This window comes from Streptococcus cristatus, assembly GCF_001588905.1.
GTDB lineage: Bacteria > Bacillota > Bacilli > Lactobacillales > Streptococcaceae > Streptococcus > Streptococcus cristatus_N.
On record NZ_LAWH01000014.1, the window covers coordinates 1 to 19,713 of the forward strand.

Sequence of the window (19,713 nt, forward strand, 5' to 3'; positions counted from 1 at the left end):
TTGGAGGATTACCCAAGTCCGGCTGAAGGGAACGGTCTTGAAAACCGTCAGGCGTGTAAAAGCGTGCGTGGGTTCGAATCCCACATCCTCCTTAGATTAGAATATCGCGGGATGGAGCAGCTAGGTAGCTCGTCGGGCTCATAACCCGAAGGTCGTAGGTTCAAATCCTGCTCCCGCAATTTGGCTCGGTAGCTCAGTTGGTAGAGCAATGGATTGAAGCTCCATGTGTCGGCGGTTCGATTCCGTCTCGCGCCATACCATTATCTAAGATGCGGGTGTAGTTTAGTGGTAAAACTACAGCCTTCCAAGCTGTTGTCGCGAGTTCGATTCTCGTCACCCGCTTTGAACAGAAGTTCATACCAAGTTTTTATAACTTGGGCGCGTAGCTCAGGTGGTTAGAGCGCACGCCTGATAAGCGTGAGGTCGGTGGTTCGAGTCCACTCGTGCCCATTAAGTATATTGGAGAATTACTCAAGAGGCTGAAGAGGACGGTTTGCTAAATCGTTAGGTCGGGTAACTGGCGCGGGGGTTCGAATCCCCCATTCTCCGTAAATAAGGGAGTTTAGCATTTGCTATCTCCCTTTCTTGTTTTATAACGTTTTTATTTTGTAGAATTGTTTTTTATTGTTTATATGAACTCGGTTTGTTGACTTGTTATAGTCTGTTCTGGATTTATATAAGTGTAGGGATTTATTGGTTGCGGAGATTGGAATGAATAAATTAAAGATGTCTAAATTTTTGATTTCTATTTTGCTATTGGGAATTGTTATGATAAGCTTGATGCTTTCCCCTCTTTCACCATGGATTGTTTCTGTGACTGGTGATTTTTTGTCCAGTATTGATCGGGTAGTTGCTATTCCTTTTAACTATTTTGCTAAGGAAAAGAAAAAGGTTGTTCAGTTAATAGAGACCTATCAAGAAAATGAGACACTAGAAGGAACAATTTACAATCTTGAAGAGAAGGCAAATATTTCTGATTCCTTAAAATTGGAGAATGAACAGTTGCGTTCCCTATTAGAGTTACGAAATAATGATCAAAGTGCTGTCAAGATTGCTGCAGAGGTTATTTCTCGCTCTCCATCTACTTGGAAGAATGAATTAACTCTTGATAAGGGGCAGTCAAGCGATGTGACAACCTCTATGCTGGCTATTTCTAATGGTGGTTTGATCGGAGCGGTTACTAGTGTTTCTGATTCTTCCAGTGTCGTTAGTCTACTGACAAATGAAAAGAATGAAAAGAATGATAGTTCTATTGCAATTAAAATTAAGACAAAAACTGGTTTTGCCTATGGCATCATTGTTGGTTTTGACACTGAAAAGTCAGCTTTTATCGTCAGCCAATTAAATACGGTTGATGGAATTGAAGAAGGGGCAACTGTGACGACAAGTGGTCTCGGCTCTTATAATGCTGAGAATGTTTTGGTTGGTCAGGTTTTATCAATATCAGCTGGTAAGGACCAATTAAACAAGGAAGTTTTGGTGAAGCCTGCTGCAGATTTGTCTGATATTCAAGCGGTTTTGTTGGTGAGAAATTAGTATGAAAATTCTAAGAGGAACTTTTTTTACAACTTTGTTTTTGTTTCTGATCTTCTTCATTGATGGTCAATTATCAAGAAGTCTTGTAGATCTTTTTGCTGAGAAGTGGCATCCAGCAAGTCATATTTTATTATTTTTTACGGTTTTCTTGTTTTTAAACTTTTCAAAGGAATATATTTTTTTCCTCTTCTTTACTCTAGGCCTTTTTTACGATGTTTATTATCTACATGTGATTGGGCTTTTCACCTTCATCTTGCCTCTACTGACAGTTGCCATCTATCATTTTCTTTCTGTATTTTTGCTAAATCGTTGGACCCGCGTTTTGGCCATTATTACGATTGTTTTCTTTTTTGAAATGATCAGCTTTGTTTCTGCATCATTCTTGCACCTAGCTAGCTTTACATTCCCTGATTTTATTATCTATGCTTTGGTGCCAACTTTAGTATTTAATGCCTTTCTTTTCCTATTGTTACAGCCTTTGTTTGAAAAAGTCTATTTATGATGAATTAGAAATAGAAATGTAACGAATGCGTAATATATAGCCAGAATTTTTTTGATATACTATATAATGTCTTAGTAAGAAGGAGTGTTAATATTTTTATGAAGAAAAAGCTACTTACATCAGTATTATTAAGTGCGGTGATCCTTTCTCAAGGTGCTGCGCTAGTAAATGTTAAAGCTGATAGTACAGATGATAAAATTGCAGCTCAAAATAGTAAAATTGACAGTTTAACAAATCAACAAAAAGCGGCACAGGCACAAGTTGATGAAATTCAAAAACAAGTTTCAGCTATTCAAAAGCAACAAGAAGTGCTTCAAGCAGAAAATGAAAAATTGAATGCTGAATCTGCGAAACTTACTGCTGAAATTGAAGAGTTATCAAAGAATATTGTTGCTCGTAATGAGTCTCTTGCAAACCAAGCGCGTAGTGCTCAAACAAATGGTACAGCAACAAGCTATATCAACACAATCATTAACTCTGCTTCAATCACTGAAGCTATCTCTCGTGTAGCAGCGATGAGCGAAATCGTTTCGGCTAACAACAAAATGCTGGAACAACAAAAAGAAGATAAAGAAAAGATTTCTGAAAAACAAGTTGCTAATAATGAAGCTATCAATACAGTCATTGCAAACCAACAAAAACTTGCAGACGATGCACAAACGTTGACAACTAAGCAGGCTGAACTCAAGGTTGCTCAACTGGATCTTGCAGCTGAAAAAGCAACTGCTGAAAATGAGAAAAATAGTCTCTTAGAGCAAAAAGCAGCAGCTGAAAAAGCGGCAGCTGAGGCAGCAGCGGCAGAAGCAGCATATAAGAACCAGCAACAAGCTCAACAACAAGCGATCCTTGCTTCAGGAAATACAAGCTTCGCAGCACAAGTTCAAGCTGTAAATAATACAGGTGGAACTCCTGCAGCAGAAGCAGGAGTTGCTACATCAGGAGTTGTTGCAACTCCATCATATAGCCTTTCAGCATCAACTTATCCTGTAGGTCAATGTACTTGGGGTGCTAAGACTTTGGCACCATGGGCAGGCGACTACTGGGGTAATGGTGGTCAATGGGCAGCTAGTGCAGCAGCAGCAGGCTTCCGTACAGGATCACAACCACAAGTTGGAGCAATCGCATGTTGGAACGACGGTGGATACGGACACGTTGCAGTTGTAACAGCAGTTCAATCTGCTAACAACATTCAAGTATCAGAAGCAAACTATGCTGGTAACCAATCACTCGGTAATCACCGTGGATGGTTTGACCCAACAAATGCACAAGGATACGTAACATACATCTATCCAAACTAATGAAATATGAAGGAGAACGACTTTTCGTTCTCCCTTTTATTTTTTATTGAAAAAATGCTGGAAAAGCGTTACAATGGTAGGTAGGAAAAATGTAATTGGTTACAATAAAAGACGATTTAGAATCTGGAGGGAATCATGTCTTTTTCTGATTTAAAGCTCTTTGCTCTTTCTTCTAATCAAGAATTAGCGAAACGTGTTGCAAAAGAGATTGGTATACCGCTTGGTAAATCAACGGTTCGTCAATTTTCTGACGGGGAAATTCAAGTAAACATCGAAGAATCGATCCGTGGTAAGCACGTTTTTATCTTGCAGTCGACTAGCTCACCTGTTAATGACAATCTGATGGAGATTTTGATCATGGTGGATGCCTTGAAGCGGGCTAGTGCGGAGTCTATCAACGTAGTGATGCCTTACTATGGCTATGCTAGACAGGATCGAAAAGCTCGTGCTCGTGAGCCAATTACATCTAAATTAGTGGCTAATCTAATGGAGATTGCTGGGGTTGATCGCCTATTGACCATTGATTTGCATGCTGCTCAGATCCAAGGTTTCTTTGACATTCCTGTCGATCATTTGATGGGAGCGCCTTTGATTGCTGATTATTTTGAGCGTCGGGGCATGGTTGGTAGCGACTATGTGGTTGTTAGCCCAGACCACGGTGGTGTCAGCCGCGCTCGTAAGTTGGCCGAATTTCTCAAGACTTCGATTGCGATTATCGACAAACGTCGCAGCGTTGATAAGATGAATACCAGTGAAGTCATGAATATCATTGGTAAAGTTGAAGGTAAGACTTGTATCTTAATCGATGATATGATTGATACGGCGGGAACTATTTGTCATGCGGCAGATGCGCTGGCAGAGTCCGGTGCTGTGGAAGTCTATGCGAGCTGTACTCACCCAGTCTTGTCAGGGCCAGCTATGGAAAATATCCAGAAATCAGCTATCAAAAAACTTGTGGTTTTAGATACTATCTACCTTTCAGAGGACAGATTAATCGATAAGATTGAGCAGATTTCTATCGCTCATCTCTTGGCAGAAGCCATTGTTCGAATCCATGAAAAACGTCCACTTTCCCCTCTTTTTGAAGTAGCAAAAAAGGCTTAAAAGTGCCTTGATCAAGATTTTTTTTAGCAAAAGACTTGACAATTTAAAGAATATTTCATATACTATACATAGTAACGATAGTTACCAAATAAAAAATGTTTTTATATAAAAAAGGAGAAAACAAATGAAAAAAGTTGTACTTTCTAGCGTAGTAGCTCTTTCATTGTTCGCATTAGCAGTACCAGCGTTTGCACAAGGTGAAAATGCTGAATCATCAAACCAATTGATCCAAAAGAAATATAGCTCATGGCGCGATTCAGCTGATGAAGCAAACACTCAAGTAGCTGCTCACGAAGCTGAAATCAATGCTGAAGCTGAAAAAGATGCAGCAGTTGTAGCTGCTAAGGCTGCTCTTGAACAATACGGTTCAGGTCATGAGTATGGCAAATATGCAGAAAAAGTTGAAGAAGCTCGTACAGAAGCTCGTAACACTGTTCGTAACAAATATGTTGCTCAACTTCAAGATAAATACACTGCAGCAGCTAAATCTCAAGGTAACTACTACAATGAAACTGGCGTAGAAGCTAACCGTACAAATGAACAACGTATCGCTGATGATAAAGCAGCTCAAGGTCAAGCCGGTCAAGCTGGTGAAAATGGAAAAGCTGGTCAAAACGGTCAAAAACCTGCATCTGCAGCAGAAGCAGCAGCTTCAGAAGCTAAAGCTGGTAACGGTGCTAAAGCTGGTAACGGTGCTAAAGCTGGTAACGGTGCTAAAGCTGGACAAAAAGCAGCTGGTAAAGCTCTTCCAAAAACATCTGCAGTTAAATAATTTGTTTTAAACAATTGTACTAACGCAATTTATATCACTGGACCTCTGGTTCAGTGATATTTTTTAGAAAGATTTTATAGGATTTTTATCTATGAGAAGAAGAAGACAAAAACGACAGCAGAAAAATTGGAAGATTTTTGGTGGTTTAGGAGCTTTAGTTGTTGCTATTTTAGCAGGGATTTTTCTCCTCCAACAGGCAAACTCTTCAAATTCTGCTGCTAAATCATCCACTAGTCAGGTAGGTAAGGTAACTTATACACCAAGTAAGGAAGAAAAGGAATATCTGACTAATCGTTTTAATGGCTTGAAAGCGATCAATCCTGAAACGGTGGCCTATGTCTATGCTCCTGGTACAGAATTGGACGAGCCAGTTGTACAGACCGGTGATAACTCAACTTACTTGGATAAGACCTTTGAAGGTGGAAATGAGCCTTATCTGGGGACTGTTTTCATGGACACTGATAACAAAAAAGACTTTAGTGACCGTTTGACTTGGCTCTTTGGGCATGCTCGTGGAAGTCAAGTTGGTGATCACCGCATGTTTAATGATGTGAACTATTATGATAAACAGGAATACTTAGATAAGCATAAGTATGTTGTCATTGAAACACCAGAGCGTAAGCTTTACTATCAGGTAATGGGCTTGGTGATCGTTCCAGAAGAGACTGCTTTTTATCGGATTAAGTTTGATGATGATAAGGATTTTGAAACTCAGCTCAAGAATATCTATGAAGCTGCTCGTACCAAAGATTCAAAAATTAAGATTAAGGCTAGTGATAAGTACGTTGTGCTGTCAACTTGTCGTGAAGAGGATGAGACGATTCGTTCTAACCTCTATCTACGTCAAATCCCAGACTCTGAACTACAAGATTTCCTAGCCAAGCATGGGAATGATCTTACTTATAAAGCAACTCGTGAATAAAAATCAGGATTTCTCCTGATTTTTTTGTTACCTAAGGACTCATATGAGATTGAATTGGAGTAAATGCTTGACAAACGCTATATGTATATATATACTAGAGTAGTATGGATTTTCCATAAAATTAATTCTAAATAAAGGAGATAAAACATGAAAAAAGTTTTATTGCTTAGTGTATTAGGTCTTTCTGCAGTTGCTAGTGTAGCTTATGCAGCAACTGGTGTGCCTGCTATTCCAGGAGTTACAGCACCTGCTACATCAGCTGTAACAAAAGTAAATCAAGAAGGTAATCACAATAACCGCTTTGGTTACGGAGTTTCACCAGATAATACTAAATATGGATATAGCTTTTCAGGTGCAGCTACTTACCCAGTAGCACCAGCAGCAGGAACAGCAGACGGTAAGCCTTTGAATGACGGAACTCGTAAGTTTGGTCATAACAGTCGTTTTGGAGCAGCATTTGAAGCTCGTTATACTACTAGCTCAGCTACACCAGCAGCTCCATCAACACCTGCTACTCCAGCTACACCAGCGGCTCCATCAATGCCTGCTACTCCAGCTACACCAGCAGCTCCATCAACACCAGCAGCTTCAGCGGCTCTACCAGCTATTACAGTTAAAAAGCCAGTTGGAGCTCCAGCAGCAGCAGACCTTCCTTCACAAGCGAACGTTACAGGAACTACAAATGCACGTTTTGGTGCTGCAGCCCAAGAAGATCGTGACAATAATAATGTAGCTTATGATGCAGTTTACCAAGCAGGAACATATCCAGTAGCTCCAGCAGCAGGAACAAAAGATGGTAAGCCTTTGAATGACGCAGGACGTGAGTTTGGTCATAATACACGTTTTGGTGCTGCAGGACAAGCTACTGATATTAAAGCATCTACAACATTTGAAAACACAAACTATTCAGGTGTAGTAAACGGTAACTAATTTATTTTTAGTAACATACACATTTAAAAATCAGGAATTTTCCTGATTTTTTTGTTTTTCTATCTATAAATCAGATGGATTTTTGCGCAGGTGCTGCATTTATAGTATAATAGTTCTATTAGATTATCGGAGGCGGCTATGGATTTGACTAAGAAGTTTAATAAGAATTTAGATAAAATTGAAGTGTCTCTGATTCGTCAGTTTGACCAGTCTATTTCTACGATTCCAGGTGTTTTGCGGCTGACCTTGGGGGAGCCAGACTTTCCGACACCGGATCATATCAAGGAGGCGGCCAAGGCAGCCATTGATGCCAACCAGAGCCACTATACTGGAATGAGCGGGCTTTTGGAGCTGCGGCAGGCTGCGGCTGACTTTGTCAAGGAGAAGTACCATCTGAACTATCGTCCAGAAGATGAAGTCTTAGTCACTATTGGGGCAACTGAGGCTTTGTCTGCGACTCTGACGGCTATTCTGGAGGAGGGCGACAAGGTCTTGCTGCCAGCGCCGGCTTATCCAGGTTATGAGCCGATTGTCAATTTGGTCGGGGCAGAGATTGTCGAGATTGATACGACAGAAAACGACTTTGTCTTGACTCCTGAAATGCTGGAGCAGGCTATCTTGGAGCAAGGGGATAAGCTCAAGGCGGTTATTCTCAACTATCCGGCCAATCCGACTGGCGTGACTTATTCGCGAGAGCAGATTGAGGCTTTGGCAACTGTATTGAGCAAGTATGAAGTTTTTGTCGTCTGCGATGAGGTTTATTCTGAGTTGACTTATACGGAGCAGGGGCACGTTTCACTGGCGGAATATTTACCTGAGCAGACTATCGTGATCAATGGCTTGTCCAAGTCTCATGCTATGACGGGCTGGCGACTAGGCTTTATCTTTGCTCCTGCTGCTTTTACAGCTCAATTGATCAAGAGTCATCAGTATCTGGTGACGGCAGCCAACACTATGGCTCAATATGCAGCTATTGAGGCCTTGACAGCTGGTAAGGATGATGCTCAATCCATGAAGACGGAATACATCCAGCGGCGGGATTACATTATCGAACAGATGACAGAGCTGGGATATCAGATTATTAAGCCAGATGGCGCTTTCTATATTTTTGCCAAAATTCCAGTAGGCTACAATCAAGATTCTTTTGCTTTTTTGCGGGATTTTGCTGAGAAGAAGGCTGTGGCCTTTATCCCAGGAGCGGCCTTTGGCCAGTACGGAGAAGGCTATATCCGCCTGTCTTATGCAGCCAGCATGGAAACCATCAAGGAAGCTTTGAGACGGCTCAAGGAGTACATGGAAGAGAATGCTTAGACCGTTAACGAGCAAGAGTTTGATTCTATATAATCGGAATTTCCGGGAAGATGATAAGCTGGTCAAGATTTTTACGGAACAGGCTGGCAAGCGAATGTTTTTCGTGAAACATGCTGGAAAATCTAAGTTGGCGCCAGTCATCCAGCCTCTGACGACGGCAGAACTCTTGATGAAAATCAATGACGACGGACTCAGCTATATCGAAGATTACCAAGCTGTGGAAAGTTACGGGCAAATCAAGGGCGATCTCTTTGTCATGGCCTATGCTAGCTATGTGGCAGCCCTAGCGGATGCTAGTATTCAGGACAATCAGCCAGATCCAGCCCTCTTTGCATTCCTGCAAAAGACACTGGATTTGATGAATCAAGGGCTGGATTATGAGGTTTTGACAAATATTTTTGAAATTCAGATTTTATCTCGCTTTGGCGTTTCTCTGAATTTCCATGACTGTGTTTTTTGTCATCGGACAGGTCTGCCTTTTGATTTTTCCTTTCAGTATGGTGGGGTTCTCTGTCCAGAGCATTATCACAAGGATGCTCATCGCAGTCATCTCAATCCCAATATTCCTTTTTTGCTCAATCAGTTTCAGGCGGTTCAGTTTAGTGAGCTAGAGACGATTTCGCTCAAGCCGGAAATCAAGCGACAGATCAGGGATTTTATGGATCAACTCTATGATGAATACGTAGGCATTCATCTCAAATCAAAGAAATTTATCGACTCTCTGGGCGACTGGGGCAGTATTTTACAAGACAAACATGAGGAATAACAGCATGAAAAAAATAGCTATTGATGCCATGGGCGGAGACAATGCCCCTCAGGCTTTAGTCGAAGGTGCCAATCAGGCTCTGAGAGACTTCTCGGATATTGAGCTTGTTCTCTATGGGGATAAGGCTAAGATTAAACCTCTGTTGACAGCGACAGAGCGCGTCAGCATCGTTCATACGGATGAAAAGATTGACTCGGATGATGAGCCGACTAAGGCTATTCGTAAGAAGAAGCAGGCCAGCATGGTTTTGGCAGCCAAGGCAGTCAAAGATGGAGAAGCAGATGCAGTCCTGTCTGCTGGTAATACGGGAGCGCTTTTGGCGGCGGGTTTCTTTATCGTGGGACGGATCAAAAATATTGACCGACCAGGTCTTTTGTCCACTTTACCGACGGGAGATGGCCGAGGTTTTGATATGCTGGATCTGGGGGCAAATGCTGAAAATACCCCTCACCATCTGCATCAATATGCTATCTTAGGTTCTTTTTATGCGGAAAATGTTCGTGGCATTAAGCAGCCACGGGTCGGTTTGCTCAATAATGGAACTGAAGCCAGCAAGGGAGACCCTCTGCGTAAGGAAACCTATGCCTTGCTGGCGGCGGATGACAAGCTGAACTTCATCGGCAATGTAGAGGCGCGTGACCTTATGGATGGAGTGGCAGATGTTGTCGTAGCAGATGGCTTTACGGGCAATGCTGTACTCAAGTCTATTGAAGGAACGGCCATTAGCATCCTAGGTCAGCTTAAAAAGGCTGTGCTAGGTGGTGGTCTTAAGGCTAAACTAGGGGCTTTGTTGCTCAAAGATAGCTTACAAGAGATGCGCAAGAGTCTGGACTACTCCAGTGCTGGCGGGGCCGTTCTCTTTGGTCTCAAGGCGCCAGTAGTCAAGACACACGGTTCAAGCGATGCCAAGGCCGTATATAGCACCATTCGTCAGATCCGAACCATGCTGGAGACAGATGTTGTCGGAAAATCTGTGGTGGAATTTTCAAAAGAGGTGGAGACAGAATGAATCAAGAACAAATTTTTCAAAAAGTAACAGAAATTATCCAAGAACGTCAAGGAAAGGACTTTGTGGTCCAGCCAACTTTGGGCTTAAAAGATGATTTAGGCGCTGATTCTGTTGACTTAATGGAATTCATCCTGACCTTGGAGGATGAGTTTGCGATTGAAATTTCAGATGAGGATGTTGATCGCTTTGAAAATGTCGCAGATATTGTTGCCTATTTGGAAAAGAAACTAGCGAAGTAAGAAAGTGACTTCGATTTGAACAGAGAAAAACCTTGGTTTACAAAACCAAGGTTTTTTTAGTGGATTTATTTTGGATAGATATAGCTAACAGCTCCTTGACCAGCGGCGTAAGGATTGAACCAGCCACGGAAGTTGCCAATGTACTGTTTGCCTGCATAGTTGGATTCTTTGATTTGGATGCGGGTGTTGGATTCGACATGGGTGACAACACCGACATGCCCATAACCACCATCGGTCCAGCAGATGATGGCTCCGACTTGTGGTGTGCTTCCTGTTCGGAAACCAGCTGCGCGTGCGCTAGCTGCCCATTGACCACCGTTGCCCCAGTAAGGACCAGCCCAAGGAGCCAGCACTTTTGCTCCCCAGGTACACTGACCATGAGGATAAGAGGAGGCTCCAGCATAATCTGGGGTATAGAGGGTTGGCTCAGGTGTGGTTGGTTTATCAACCTGATAGCTGGTGCCTGTAAGTCCAGTCATCTGACCATTGAGATTACGGTAAACATGGGTATGGAAGAGTCCATTTCCAGTATGCTGTTGCGTATTGATGGTAAATTTATACAAGCCATTGCCCACTTTGTTAGCAGTGTACCATTTGATGTCATCTTGGCCGTTGACTTCTGACCAAGTTGGTAGAGAAATGGTTCCTGGGCCAAAAGCATCGGAAACGGTCACTTCGTAATTGTAGGTAGAGATTTTATTGACAGAAACCTTGGCTTTGATATTTTCAGCGGAGAGGGTGACGCTGTCTGTCGCATAGTTATGCTCGCTACCATCTTTGTACTTAATGTAGATATGATTGGTGTAGCTTCCAGATAAGGCTTGGTGGTTACGGATATTGAATTGTGCAGTAAAAGTCCCATCTCCATTATTACTTGCCTCATACCACTTGATATTACTTTGATTCTGGGTACTCCAAATAGGGACACGGACGGATTGAATTGCCTTAGATGCGGCAGTTTCAGTGACTTTTACAGTGTAGGTTCCCTCTTCCTGATTGATGTTTTCAACAGAGAAAAGCGGTTTTTGGTCTTTTTGAGAAGGTATTTTTCCAGCATCTATTGTAGCAGTCGCTCCTGCTAAACATGTAAAGGCTGGATTGACATAGCTTTCGCCATAGAGATGGATATGGTAGGTTCCGGTATCGTAATTGTGCTTCTTCAGCTCGACTCTGACGCTATAACTGCCATCAGGATTTTTCCTTGCTTGATACCATTGTAAATCATCTTGTCCCTTATTTTCAGACCAGGTTGGGACAGTGACCTTATACATGGATTCAGGAAGATTTTTGATAAGGATTTCCATAATGCTAGGTTCAGGGAAGCTTGTCTGAATGGTCGGATTAGGTTTTTCTAGATGGAAAGTAGTGCCCGATTGGTAAATCATTTTGCCATTTTTATTTTCATAAGTATCTACGAAATATTTTCCATAACCTTTGTGTTTAGAAAAGTTAAATTCAGTACTCTCTTGCCCAGCTTCATACCAATTAAGATCATCGCCACCATTTTCATCAGACCAAACTGCATGGACAATTTTTGAGTTCCTTTGGTCTTTATTTCGCGTAAAATTGATGCGGCCGGTTTGTCCAGATGTTGTGACGCTTGTCTTGCTAGCAGGCTTATTAACAGTGAAGGTAGTGCCATTCAAGCCAATCATTTTTCCATTTATCTTGATATAAGTATGAACATGGAAGGTGCCATAGCCAGCGTGCTGCCGGAGGTCAATGGCTGTGCTGGATGTCTGAGGCGTGGTGTACCATTTCAAATCATCCTGCCCGTTTTCGTCGGACCAGACTGCGTGGGAAATGGTATAGGGAACCTGAGCCTTGGAGCGGGCATAATGAATCTGCGCCGTATCTCCAGTGACATTGACGGTTACATTGCTGGCACGATCAGTGGGGCCTAGGACTTTGTTTCCAGCTTCAGTCGATGCAACAGCTTGAGCTGTGGAATGACTGGCAAATAGCCCAAGGACTGCTCCGGATAATAAAAACAGCTTCTGATATTTTTTCATAAATCTCCTTTGAATAAGTAATTTGGATGATTCCATTTAGATTATTCGGGAAAAAATAAAAAAAAAGAAAAATTTTAAAAGATGTTGAAACTTGAATTTCTAATTTATTTTAGTTTTATGAAATTTTTGATATTTGAAATAAAAGTAATGAAATAGTCAAAATACAAAAAATAATATAGGTAGATTTTATTTTTCAGAGATGGATATTCCTAACAAAAATAGATATTTCTCTTCTTTTCCTACTTAGAATAGAATAAAACGAACGATTATGATATAATTTAGATGAATGATTCGTAAAAATGGCAATGGTTTTTACGTGATGTGTTGGCTTGGTGCGTAAGCACCTATGATGATGGATGTTGAGGTATCTTAGCTATGAAGCTTTTAGTTGTTGGTTCGGGCGGTCGTGAGCATGCGATTGCCAAGAAGTTGTTGGAGTCTCAGGGTGTGGAGCAGGTCTTTGTCGTACCTGGAAATGATGGCATGACCTTGGATGGGCTAGACTTGGTGAATATTGGAATTTCCGAACATTCTAAATTGATTGAGTTTGTAAAGGCCAACGATATTGCTTGGTCCTTTATCGGTCCGGATGATGCCCTGGCAGCTGGGATTGTAGATGATTTTAACCAAGCTGAGCTCAAGGCTTTCGGTCCATCTCGTTTAGCTGCGGAGCTGGAGTGGTCCAAGGATTTTGCCAAGGAAATCATGGTCAAATACGGCGTTCCGACAGCAGCCTATGGCACATTCTCAGACTTTGAGGAAGCCAAGGCCTATATCGAAAAGCAGGGTGCACCTATCGTAGTCAAGGCAGACGGTTTGGCTCTTGGAAAAGGTGTCGTTGTTGCAGAGACGGTTGAGCAAGCAGTAGAAGCTGCTCACGACATGCTTTTGGACAATAAATTCGGTGACTCAGGTGCGCGTGTGGTCATTGAGGAATTCCTCGACGGTGAGGAGTTCTCTCTCTTTGCCTTTGTCAATGGCGACAAGTTCTACATCATGCCAACAGCTCAGGACCACAAACGTGCCTACGACGGGGACAAGGGTCCTAACACGGGCGGTATGGGTGCCTATGCGCCAGTTCCTCACTTGCCAAAGAGCGTGGTTGCCACAGCGGTTGACACCATTGTCAAGCCAGTCCTCGAAGGGATGATTAAAGAAGGTCGCCCTTATCTAGGTGTCCTTTACGCAGGTCTTATCTTGACAGCAGACGGACCGAAAGTCATCGAGTTCAACGCTCGCTTCGGAGATCCTGAAACGCAAATTATCTTGCCTCGTTTGACATCTGACTTTGCACAAAATATTACGGATATCCTCGATGGTAAGGAGCCAAACATCACGTGGACGGATAAGGGTGTGACTCTGGGTGTGGTTGTCGCATCAAACGGCTATCCGCTGGATTATGCAAAGGGCGTTGAGTTGCCAGCTAAGACAGAAGGCGACATCATCACCTACTATGCCGGGGCTAAGTTTGCGGAAAATAGCAGAGCACTGCTGTCAAATGGCGGACGTGTCTATATGCTCGTCACCACAGCAGATACCGTCAAAGAAGCACAAAGTACCATCTACCAAGAACTCTCCCAACAAAAAACAGAAGGCCTCTTTTACCGAACAGATATCGGAAGCAAGGCGATAAAAGATTAACAGACACAAAAATTGTCATGGTGAGCGAAAGCGAGCCAAAGTAAGATAATGGTCGCCGTGGTGAAAAGGCCAGCACAGAAACTGTTCTGGCCGGGGAAAATTTGAGACTTAGGCTCAAATTTTAGGAATGAAACCGAAGGTTTGCTTCCGTCCCCACCACCTAATACCATTATCAAAAAAGGAAGAAAAAGGATTAAAAATGAAACCAGTAATTTCCATCATCATGGGCTCAAAATCTGACTGGGCTACCATGCAAAAAACCGCCGAAATCCTAGACCGCTTCGGTGTAGCCTACGAAAAGAAAGTCGTCTCTGCCCATCGCACGCCGGATCTCATGTTTCAGCATGCCGAAGAAGCCCGAAGTCGCGGTATCAAAGTCATTATTGCAGGTGCTGGTGGTGCCGCCCATTTGCCAGGTATGGTAGCAGCCAAAACCACTCTACCTGTTATTGGTGTACCAGTCAAATCACGCGCTCTCAGCGGTCTGGACTCCCTTTACTCTATTGTGCAGATGCCAGGCGGTGTGCCAGTGGCAACTATGGCAATCGGTGAAGCGGGTGCAACCAACGCTGCCCTGACTGCCTTGCGAATCTTGGCCATTGAAGACCAAGACCTAGCGGCAGCGCTAGCGGATTTTGCTGAAGAACAAGGAAAAATCGCTGAGGAGTCTAGCAATGAGCTCATCTAAAACAATAGGAATCATCGGTGGCGGTCAGCTGGGTCAGATGATGGCCATTTCTGCTATCTATATGGGGCACAAGGTCATCGCGCTGGATCCTGCGGCGGACTGTCCAGCCTCTCGCGTGGCAGAAATCATCGTGGCGCCTTATAATGATGTGGACGCCCTTCGTCAGCTGGCTGAGCGTTGCGATGTCCTGACCTATGAGTTTGAAAATGTCGATGCTGACGGGCTGGATGCTGTCATTAAGGATGGTCAGCTCCCTCAAGGGACAGACCTGCTCCGCATTTCTCAAAATCGGATCTTTGAAAAGGATTTTCTCTCAAACAAGGCTCAAGTCACCGTGGCACCCTACAAGGTCGTGACTTCTAGCCAAGACTTGGCAGATATTGACCTGTCGAAAAACTATGTCCTCAAGACTGCGACAGGTGGCTACGACGGGCATGGACAAAAGGTTATTTGCTCGGAAGAAGATTTGGAAGAAGCCTATACGCTAGCTGACTCAGCAGACTGCGTTTTGGAAGAATTCGTCAATTTCGATCTTGAAATTTCTGTCATCGTGTCAGGAAATGGCAAGGACGTGACGGTTTTCCCAGTTCAGGAAAATATCCACCGCAACAATATCCTGTCTAAGACCATTGTGCCAGCCCGCATTTCAGAGAGTCTAGCAGACAAAGCCAAAGCAATGGCGGTGCGAATTGCAGAACAATTGAACCTGTCTGGAACTCTTTGCGTGGAAATGTTTGCGACTGCTGATGACATCATCGTCAATGAGATTGCCCCACGGCCACACAACTCTGGCCACTACTCTATCGAAGCCTGCGACTTCTCGCAGTTTGACACCCATATTCTGGGCGTTCTGGGAGCTCCATTGCCAGATATCCACCTGCATGCACCAGCCGTCATGCTCAACGTACTCGGCCAGCATGTCGAGGCCGCTGAAAAATATGTCACAGAAAATCCAAGCGCCCACCTCCACATGTATGGTAAAATAGAAGCGAAGCACAACCGTAAGATGGGACATGTGACTTTGTTTAGTGATGTTCCGGATGAGGTTGAGGAGTTTGGGAAAGGGATTGATTTTTAAAAAATCTGTGGAGGAAATGTTATAGATGAAACCGATTATTCCGAAAAGTCCAGAAGTTCCGAAAGAGTTCTCTAATAAAGAAATATCCTTTTTGACTAAGAGTGTTTTTGGGAAAATAATCGAACCTCAGCCGTGTGATGTTTTATTTGTTTTCAGTGGGACTCACCCAGGCCACTGGGAAAAAGCTATTGAGGCATATCAAAAAGGTTATGTAAGACGAATCATTGTGACTGGCGGCCGAAGTTTGACAGGTACGCCTCATCCAGATTGGAATGGACATACAGAGGCAGAGGTTATTATTCAGCATCTGCTGGCTGCGGGCATTCCTGAAGAAGCGATTAAATCTGAAAGCTCCTCTAGCAATACTTTAGAAAACGTACTGTTTGCCAAAGAAATTTTTGATTTTAACACTGTTGAGACCGTTATGTTCATTTGCAAAAGCCACGCGACTGGTAGGCAATGGCGGACCTTGGCTCAGCACTTACCGAAGCATCTTCGTTACATCCCATATACCTTCAATGCCTTTTATAAGGATGTTGAGATTGGTCGGGATAGCTGGATGAATACAGACATTGGCAAGTCCAGAGTTTGGGGAGAATATCTGCGACTTCTCCATTATGGAGAGAAGGGGGATATTTTAAAGTTAGATGTTGAATTGTGATATAGGAGGTTTCTATGATTCAAATCATCGTGAATGCTTTTGTGGAAGAAGGCAAAGAAACTGCCGTTGTGGAAGTGCTCTTTGCCAGTACCGACCATGAAAAAGTAAAAGTCAAATATCAGGAATTAAAGATTGAATATCCAGACAATTATCTGGCTATCTATGATTTGCCATTGGATACAGTTCTAAGTAGCTTGCCGCACTATCCGTCGGTGGCGATAAGCAAGGAGGAGTTTGATTAGTCTATGAAAACTATCGGTCTGATTGGTGGTATGAGTTGGGAAAGTACCACATCTTACTACCAAATCATCAATGAAACCACCAAAAAAGAGCTGGGTGGCTTGCATTCAGCTAAGATCTTGCTTTATAGTGTTGATTTTGCAGAGGTTGAGCATTATCAGGCAGTCGGAGACTGGGAGAAAAGTGGTCAACTTTTGGCAGATATTGCTCAGCGCTTGCAGCAAGCAGGTGCAGATTTCATCGTTATTTGCACCAACACCATGCACAAGGTTGCTCCGCAGATACAAGAAAAGATTGCAATTCCAATCTTGCATATTGCGCAGGCAACTGCGCAGGCCTTGTTGGCTGATGGTATTCAAAAAGTCGGCCTCCTAGGAACCAAGTACACCATGACTCAAGATTTTTACAAGGAAAAATTAATAGAGTCTGGGTTAGAAGTGCTGATTCCAGACCAAGCTGGTATTACAGAAGTCAATCGAATTATTTATGACGAGCTCTGTCTAGGAGATATCAACGAAAGCTCAAAGCAGACTTATCTTGCCGTTATAGATGATTTGAAAAAAGCAGGCGCTGAAGCTGTTATCTTGGGTTGTACCGAGATAGGTCTCCTGGTCAAACAATTCGACACCGACCTGCCCCTCTATGACACAACGGTGATTCACGCAGAGAAAGCGGCGGAGTGGAGTATAGAGTAAGATGTTGAAATGAACAGTGTTATTAAATTTAGATTCACTTTAAAGGGGGAATATAATGATACCTGAGTTATTAAAGAGCGTTGAGAGTAAATATACGATTGAAACTGATGGATTAACAATAAAAAATAATGCAATTATCACTAGAAATAATAGTATTCAAATATCAAATTTATCCATGTTAAGTAAAAGTGAATTTAAATCACCAGTCACGCTACGAGATATATTTATTCTGATAATTCTATTTATGATTGGATTGATCCCACCATTTTTAGGATTAATATTATTTGGTTTATATGCATGGTACGTTTATAATAAACACCAAAATCATTTGAAGTCAAAATATTATATAGTGTTTAATTTGGGATCAAGTCAAAATTATTTATTGTATTTCGAAGACGCTAAATTTAGAGATACTGTTTTTAATATTATTACGGAATCCTTTGGTAATAAAGCGGAAAATATATACATTGATATAAAAAATCAAAATATAGAGAATTATGATAGTAAAAATATCTATGAAAAGGAAGTATCTCAAACAACTGTATCAGGTAATGATAATGTAGTTGGAAATGATTTTGGTTCAGGTAATAATGTCACACTTAATGGGGACAACAATGTTAACTCAAATATTGTTACAGATTCTATTTTAGAAAAATCTAATATGAATGTTGAGTTTCCGTGGTCGGAACTTTCTAAACAACTTCAACAGATTGTTAACAATGCTTCTGTTCTATCTGAGCAATCTATCGAAATTTTAAAGGACTTACTTGCTGCAACTGAAAAAAATAGCGAGTCTGAATTTACTGTAATTGTTAAAGAAAATGCTTCATTTTTCAATCAACAATTTATTAAAGATATAATATCAGGAACTTTAGGCGGAGTTATTTCATCATTACTATCAGGCAGATAAAATTATAGGAGAAACAACATGATCAACCGTTACTCTCGCCCTGAGATGGCGAATATTTGGAGTGAAGAAAATAAATACCGTGCTTGGCTTGAGGTGGAAATCTTGGCTGACGAGGCATGGGCTGAGTTGGGAGAAATCCCTAAGGAAGATGTGGCTTTGATTCGCGAGAAGGCGGACTTTGACATCGACCGTATTTTGGAGATTGAGCAGGAGACTCGCCACGATGTGGTAGCTTTCACGCGTGCAGTTTCTGAGACTCTTGGTGAAGAGCGTAAGTGGGTCCACTATGGATTGACTTCTACTGACGTGGTGGATACTGCCTACGGTTACCTCTACAAGCAGGCCAACGACATCATTCGCAAGGACCTTGAAAACTTCCTCAGCATCATCGCTGACAAAGCGAAAGAACACAAGTTCACCATCATGATGGGGCGTACCCACGGTGTGCACGCTGAGCCGACAACTTTCGGTCTTAAATTAGCGACTTGGTACAGCGAAATGAAGCGCAATATCGAGCGTTTCGAGCATGCGGCTGCTGGTGTGGAAGCTGGTAAAATTTCTGGTGCGGTTGGGAACTTTGCCAACATTCCACCTTTTGTTGAAAAATACGTCTGCGACAAGCTTGGTATCCGTGCTCAAGAAATCTCTACACAGGTCCTTCCTCGCGACCTTCACGCTGAGTACTTTGCAGTTCTTGCTAGCATCGCAACTTCTATCGAGCGTATGGCAACGGAGATCCGTGGTCTGCAAAAATCAGAACAACGCGAAGTGGAAGAGTTCTTTGCCAAAGGGCAAAAAGGTTCTTCAGCAATGCCTCACAAACGCAATCCTATCGGTTCTGAGAACATGACAGGTCTAGCGCGTGTTATCCGTGGTCACATGGTGACAGCTTATGAAAATGTCGCTCTTTGGCATGAACGTGATATCTCTCACTCATCAGCTGAGCGTATCATCACACCGGATACGACTATTTTGATTGACTACATGCTCAACCGTTTTGGAAATATCGTCAAGAATTTGACGGTCTTCCCAGAAAACATGATCCGCAACATGAACTCTACTTTCGGTCTTATCTTTAGCCAACGTGCTATGTTGACTTTGATTGAAAAGGGTATGACGCGTGAGCAAGCTTACGACCTTGTTCAACCGAAAACAGCCTACTCTTGGGACAACCAAGTGGACTTTAAACCACTTCTCGAAGCGGATTCAGAAGTCACTTCCCGCCTTACTCAAGAAGAAATCGATGAAATCTTTAACCCTGCATACTACACCAAACGAGTGGATGATATCTTCAAGCGCGTAGGCTTAGATTAAACAAAAAAAGATGAGGCTGGGACTTTCGTCCCAGCCTCTCAATTGTTTTTGGATTATCGAGCAAGACGCAGTGGTTGAGTGGGCT

General features: G+C 42.6%; 20 protein-coding genes and 6 tRNA genes. 25 read left to right on the forward strand and 1 reads right to left on the reverse strand.

Features of this window, described 5'->3' with window-relative positions:
• Nucleotides 1–2: 2 nt before the first annotated feature.
• From A0765_RS02450 to A0765_RS02530, 17 genes are all read left to right on the forward strand, one after another.
• Nucleotides 3–92 (forward strand) — tRNA-Ser (locus A0765_RS02450).
• Nucleotides 93–105: 13 nt separating this feature from the next.
• Nucleotides 106–179 (forward strand) — tRNA-Met (locus A0765_RS02455).
• A 3-nt stretch (nt 180–182) separates the two neighbouring features.
• Nucleotides 183–255: transfer RNA gene (locus A0765_RS02460), tRNA-Phe, on the forward strand.
• A gap of 16 nt (nt 256–271) precedes the next feature.
• A tRNA-Gly gene (locus A0765_RS02465) sits at nt 272–342 on the forward strand.
• Nucleotides 343–376: 34 nt separating this feature from the next.
• Nucleotides 377–450: transfer RNA gene (locus tag A0765_RS02470), tRNA-Ile, on the forward strand.
• Between the two features lie 11 nt (nt 451–461).
• A tRNA-Ser gene (locus A0765_RS02475) sits at nt 462–549 on the forward strand.
• 162 nt (nt 550–711) lie between these two features.
• Nucleotides 712–1,536 (forward strand): rod shape-determining protein MreC, encoded by an 825-nt coding sequence (gene mreC, locus A0765_RS02480; protein WP_062004466.1) that lies wholly within the window; start codon nt 712–714, stop codon nt 1,534–1,536.
• A gap of 1 nt (nt 1,537) precedes the next feature.
• Nucleotides 1,538–2,038: a rod shape-determining protein MreD gene (gene mreD / locus A0765_RS02485; RefSeq protein WP_062004467.1), complete on the forward strand. Its 501-nt coding sequence runs from the start codon at nt 1,538–1,540 to the stop codon at nt 2,036–2,038.
• 98 nt (nt 2,039–2,136) lie between these two features.
• The gene (pcsB, locus tag A0765_RS02490) at nt 2,137–3,336 is read left to right on the forward strand and encodes a peptidoglycan hydrolase PcsB (protein ID WP_062004468.1); all 1,200 of its coding nucleotides are present in this window, start codon (nt 2,137–2,139) and stop codon (nt 3,334–3,336) included.
• Nucleotides 3,337–3,471: 135 nt separating this feature from the next.
• Nucleotides 3,472–4,440, forward strand: a complete 969-nt coding sequence (locus tag A0765_RS02495; protein WP_062004469.1) for a ribose-phosphate diphosphokinase — start codon at nt 3,472–3,474, stop codon at nt 4,438–4,440.
• 124 nt (nt 4,441–4,564) lie between these two features.
• On the forward strand, nt 4,565–5,212 hold the full coding sequence (gene abpA, locus A0765_RS02500) for an amylase-binding adhesin AbpA (RefSeq protein WP_062004470.1): 648 nt from the start codon (nt 4,565–4,567) through the stop codon (nt 5,210–5,212).
• 91 nt (nt 5,213–5,303) lie between these two features.
• Nucleotides 5,304–6,134 (forward strand): class B sortase, LPKTxAVK-specific, encoded by an 831-nt coding sequence (srtB, locus tag A0765_RS02505; RefSeq protein ID WP_062004471.1) that lies wholly within the window; start codon nt 5,304–5,306, stop codon nt 6,132–6,134.
• Between the two features lie 147 nt (nt 6,135–6,281).
• Nucleotides 6,282–7,064: a hypothetical protein gene (locus A0765_RS02510; RefSeq protein ID WP_068981945.1), complete on the forward strand. Its 783-nt coding sequence runs from the start codon at nt 6,282–6,284 to the stop codon at nt 7,062–7,064.
• Between the two features lie 138 nt (nt 7,065–7,202).
• Nucleotides 7,203–8,375, forward strand: a complete 1,173-nt coding sequence (locus tag A0765_RS02515) for a pyridoxal phosphate-dependent aminotransferase (RefSeq protein ID WP_062004472.1) — start codon at nt 7,203–7,205, stop codon at nt 8,373–8,375.
• On the forward strand, nt 8,368–9,141 hold the full coding sequence (gene recO / locus A0765_RS02520; protein WP_062004473.1) for a DNA repair protein RecO: 774 nt from the start codon (nt 8,368–8,370) through the stop codon (nt 9,139–9,141). Before A0765_RS02515 ends, recO begins: the two co-directional genes overlap by 8 nt.
• 4 nt (nt 9,142–9,145) lie before the next feature.
• Complete coding sequence (gene plsX / locus A0765_RS02525) at nt 9,146–10,150, forward strand: phosphate acyltransferase PlsX (RefSeq protein ID WP_062004474.1); 1,005 nt, start codon at nt 9,146–9,148, stop codon at nt 10,148–10,150.
• A complete protein-coding gene (locus A0765_RS02530) occupies nt 10,147–10,389 on the forward strand; it encodes an acyl carrier protein (RefSeq protein ID WP_005591354.1) in 243 nt (80 codons plus the stop codon). Before plsX ends, A0765_RS02530 begins: the two co-directional genes overlap by 4 nt.
• Nucleotides 10,390–10,454: 65 nt before the next feature.
• Here A0765_RS02530 and A0765_RS02535 read toward each other — a convergent pair whose 3' ends face one another.
• A complete protein-coding gene (locus A0765_RS02535) occupies nt 10,455–12,401 on the reverse strand; it encodes a GBS Bsp-like repeat-containing protein (RefSeq protein ID WP_062004475.1) in 1,947 nt (648 codons plus the stop codon).
• Between the two features lie 375 nt (nt 12,402–12,776).
• On the opposite strand from A0765_RS02535, the gene purD reads away from it, so the two are divergent.
• The 8 genes from purD to purB all read left to right on the forward strand — a co-directional run bounded on the left by purD (nt 12,777) and on the right by purB (nt 19,628).
• On the forward strand, nt 12,777–14,042 hold the full coding sequence (gene purD, locus A0765_RS02540; RefSeq protein WP_062004476.1) for a phosphoribosylamine--glycine ligase: 1,266 nt from the start codon (nt 12,777–12,779) through the stop codon (nt 14,040–14,042).
• Nucleotides 14,043–14,241: 199 nt separating this feature from the next.
• Nucleotides 14,242–14,730 (forward strand): 5-(carboxyamino)imidazole ribonucleotide mutase, encoded by a 489-nt coding sequence (gene purE / locus A0765_RS02545; RefSeq protein ID WP_062004477.1) that lies wholly within the window; start codon nt 14,242–14,244, stop codon nt 14,728–14,730.
• Nucleotides 14,717–15,808 (forward strand): 5-(carboxyamino)imidazole ribonucleotide synthase, encoded by a 1,092-nt coding sequence (gene purK, locus A0765_RS02550; RefSeq protein WP_062004478.1) that lies wholly within the window; start codon nt 14,717–14,719, stop codon nt 15,806–15,808. Before purE ends, purK begins: the two co-directional genes overlap by 14 nt.
• 25 nt (nt 15,809–15,833) lie before the next feature.
• A complete protein-coding gene (locus A0765_RS02555) occupies nt 15,834–16,469 on the forward strand; it encodes a YdcF family protein (protein ID WP_062004479.1) in 636 nt (211 codons plus the stop codon).
• 14 nt (nt 16,470–16,483) lie between these two features.
• Nucleotides 16,484–16,711: a hypothetical protein gene (locus A0765_RS02560; protein ID WP_062004480.1), complete on the forward strand. Its 228-nt coding sequence runs from the start codon at nt 16,484–16,486 to the stop codon at nt 16,709–16,711.
• 3 nt (nt 16,712–16,714) lie between these two features.
• On the forward strand, nt 16,715–17,404 hold the full coding sequence (locus tag A0765_RS02565; protein WP_062004481.1) for an aspartate/glutamate racemase family protein: 690 nt from the start codon (nt 16,715–16,717) through the stop codon (nt 17,402–17,404).
• Nucleotides 17,405–17,459: 55 nt separating this feature from the next.
• Nucleotides 17,460–18,314: a hypothetical protein gene (locus A0765_RS02570; RefSeq protein ID WP_062004482.1), complete on the forward strand. Its 855-nt coding sequence runs from the start codon at nt 17,460–17,462 to the stop codon at nt 18,312–18,314.
• 18 nt (nt 18,315–18,332) lie between these two features.
• Entirely contained in the window at nt 18,333–19,628 is a 1,296-nt protein-coding gene (gene purB, locus A0765_RS02575; protein ID WP_062004483.1) for an adenylosuccinate lyase, read from the forward strand.
• Nucleotides 19,629–19,713 lie beyond the last annotated feature (85 nt).

Coding starts and splice junctions, on each gene's coding strand:
- mreC (WP_062004466.1), top strand. CDS start 712: ATGAATAAATTAAAGATGTCTAAATTTTTGATTTCTATTTTGCTATTG.
- mreD (WP_062004467.1), top strand. CDS start 1,538: ATGAAAATTCTAAGAGGAACTTTTTTTACAACTTTGTTTTTGTTTCTG.
- pcsB (WP_062004468.1), top strand. CDS start 2,137: ATGAAGAAAAAGCTACTTACATCAGTATTATTAAGTGCGGTGATCCTT.
- A0765_RS02495 (WP_062004469.1), top strand. CDS start 3,472: ATGTCTTTTTCTGATTTAAAGCTCTTTGCTCTTTCTTCTAATCAAGAA.
- abpA (WP_062004470.1), top strand. CDS start 4,565: ATGAAAAAAGTTGTACTTTCTAGCGTAGTAGCTCTTTCATTGTTCGCA.
- srtB (WP_062004471.1), top strand. CDS start 5,304: ATGAGAAGAAGAAGACAAAAACGACAGCAGAAAAATTGGAAGATTTTT.
- A0765_RS02510 (WP_068981945.1), top strand. CDS start 6,282: ATGAAAAAAGTTTTATTGCTTAGTGTATTAGGTCTTTCTGCAGTTGCT.
- A0765_RS02515 (WP_062004472.1), top strand. CDS start 7,203: ATGGATTTGACTAAGAAGTTTAATAAGAATTTAGATAAAATTGAAGTG.
- recO (WP_062004473.1), top strand. CDS start 8,368: ATGCTTAGACCGTTAACGAGCAAGAGTTTGATTCTATATAATCGGAAT.
- plsX (WP_062004474.1), top strand. CDS start 9,146: ATGAAAAAAATAGCTATTGATGCCATGGGCGGAGACAATGCCCCTCAG.
- A0765_RS02530 (WP_005591354.1), top strand. CDS start 10,147: ATGAATCAAGAACAAATTTTTCAAAAAGTAACAGAAATTATCCAAGAA.
- A0765_RS02535 (WP_062004475.1), bottom strand. CDS start 12,401: ATGAAAAAATATCAGAAGCTGTTTTTATTATCCGGAGCAGTCCTTGGG.
- purD (WP_062004476.1), top strand. CDS start 12,777: ATGAAGCTTTTAGTTGTTGGTTCGGGCGGTCGTGAGCATGCGATTGCC.
- purE (WP_062004477.1), top strand. CDS start 14,242: ATGAAACCAGTAATTTCCATCATCATGGGCTCAAAATCTGACTGGGCT.
- purK (WP_062004478.1), top strand. CDS start 14,717: ATGAGCTCATCTAAAACAATAGGAATCATCGGTGGCGGTCAGCTGGGT.
- A0765_RS02555 (WP_062004479.1), top strand. CDS start 15,834: ATGAAACCGATTATTCCGAAAAGTCCAGAAGTTCCGAAAGAGTTCTCT.
- A0765_RS02560 (WP_062004480.1), top strand. CDS start 16,484: ATGATTCAAATCATCGTGAATGCTTTTGTGGAAGAAGGCAAAGAAACT.
- A0765_RS02565 (WP_062004481.1), top strand. CDS start 16,715: ATGAAAACTATCGGTCTGATTGGTGGTATGAGTTGGGAAAGTACCACA.
- A0765_RS02570 (WP_062004482.1), top strand. CDS start 17,460: ATGATACCTGAGTTATTAAAGAGCGTTGAGAGTAAATATACGATTGAA.
- purB (WP_062004483.1), top strand. CDS start 18,333: ATGATCAACCGTTACTCTCGCCCTGAGATGGCGAATATTTGGAGTGAA.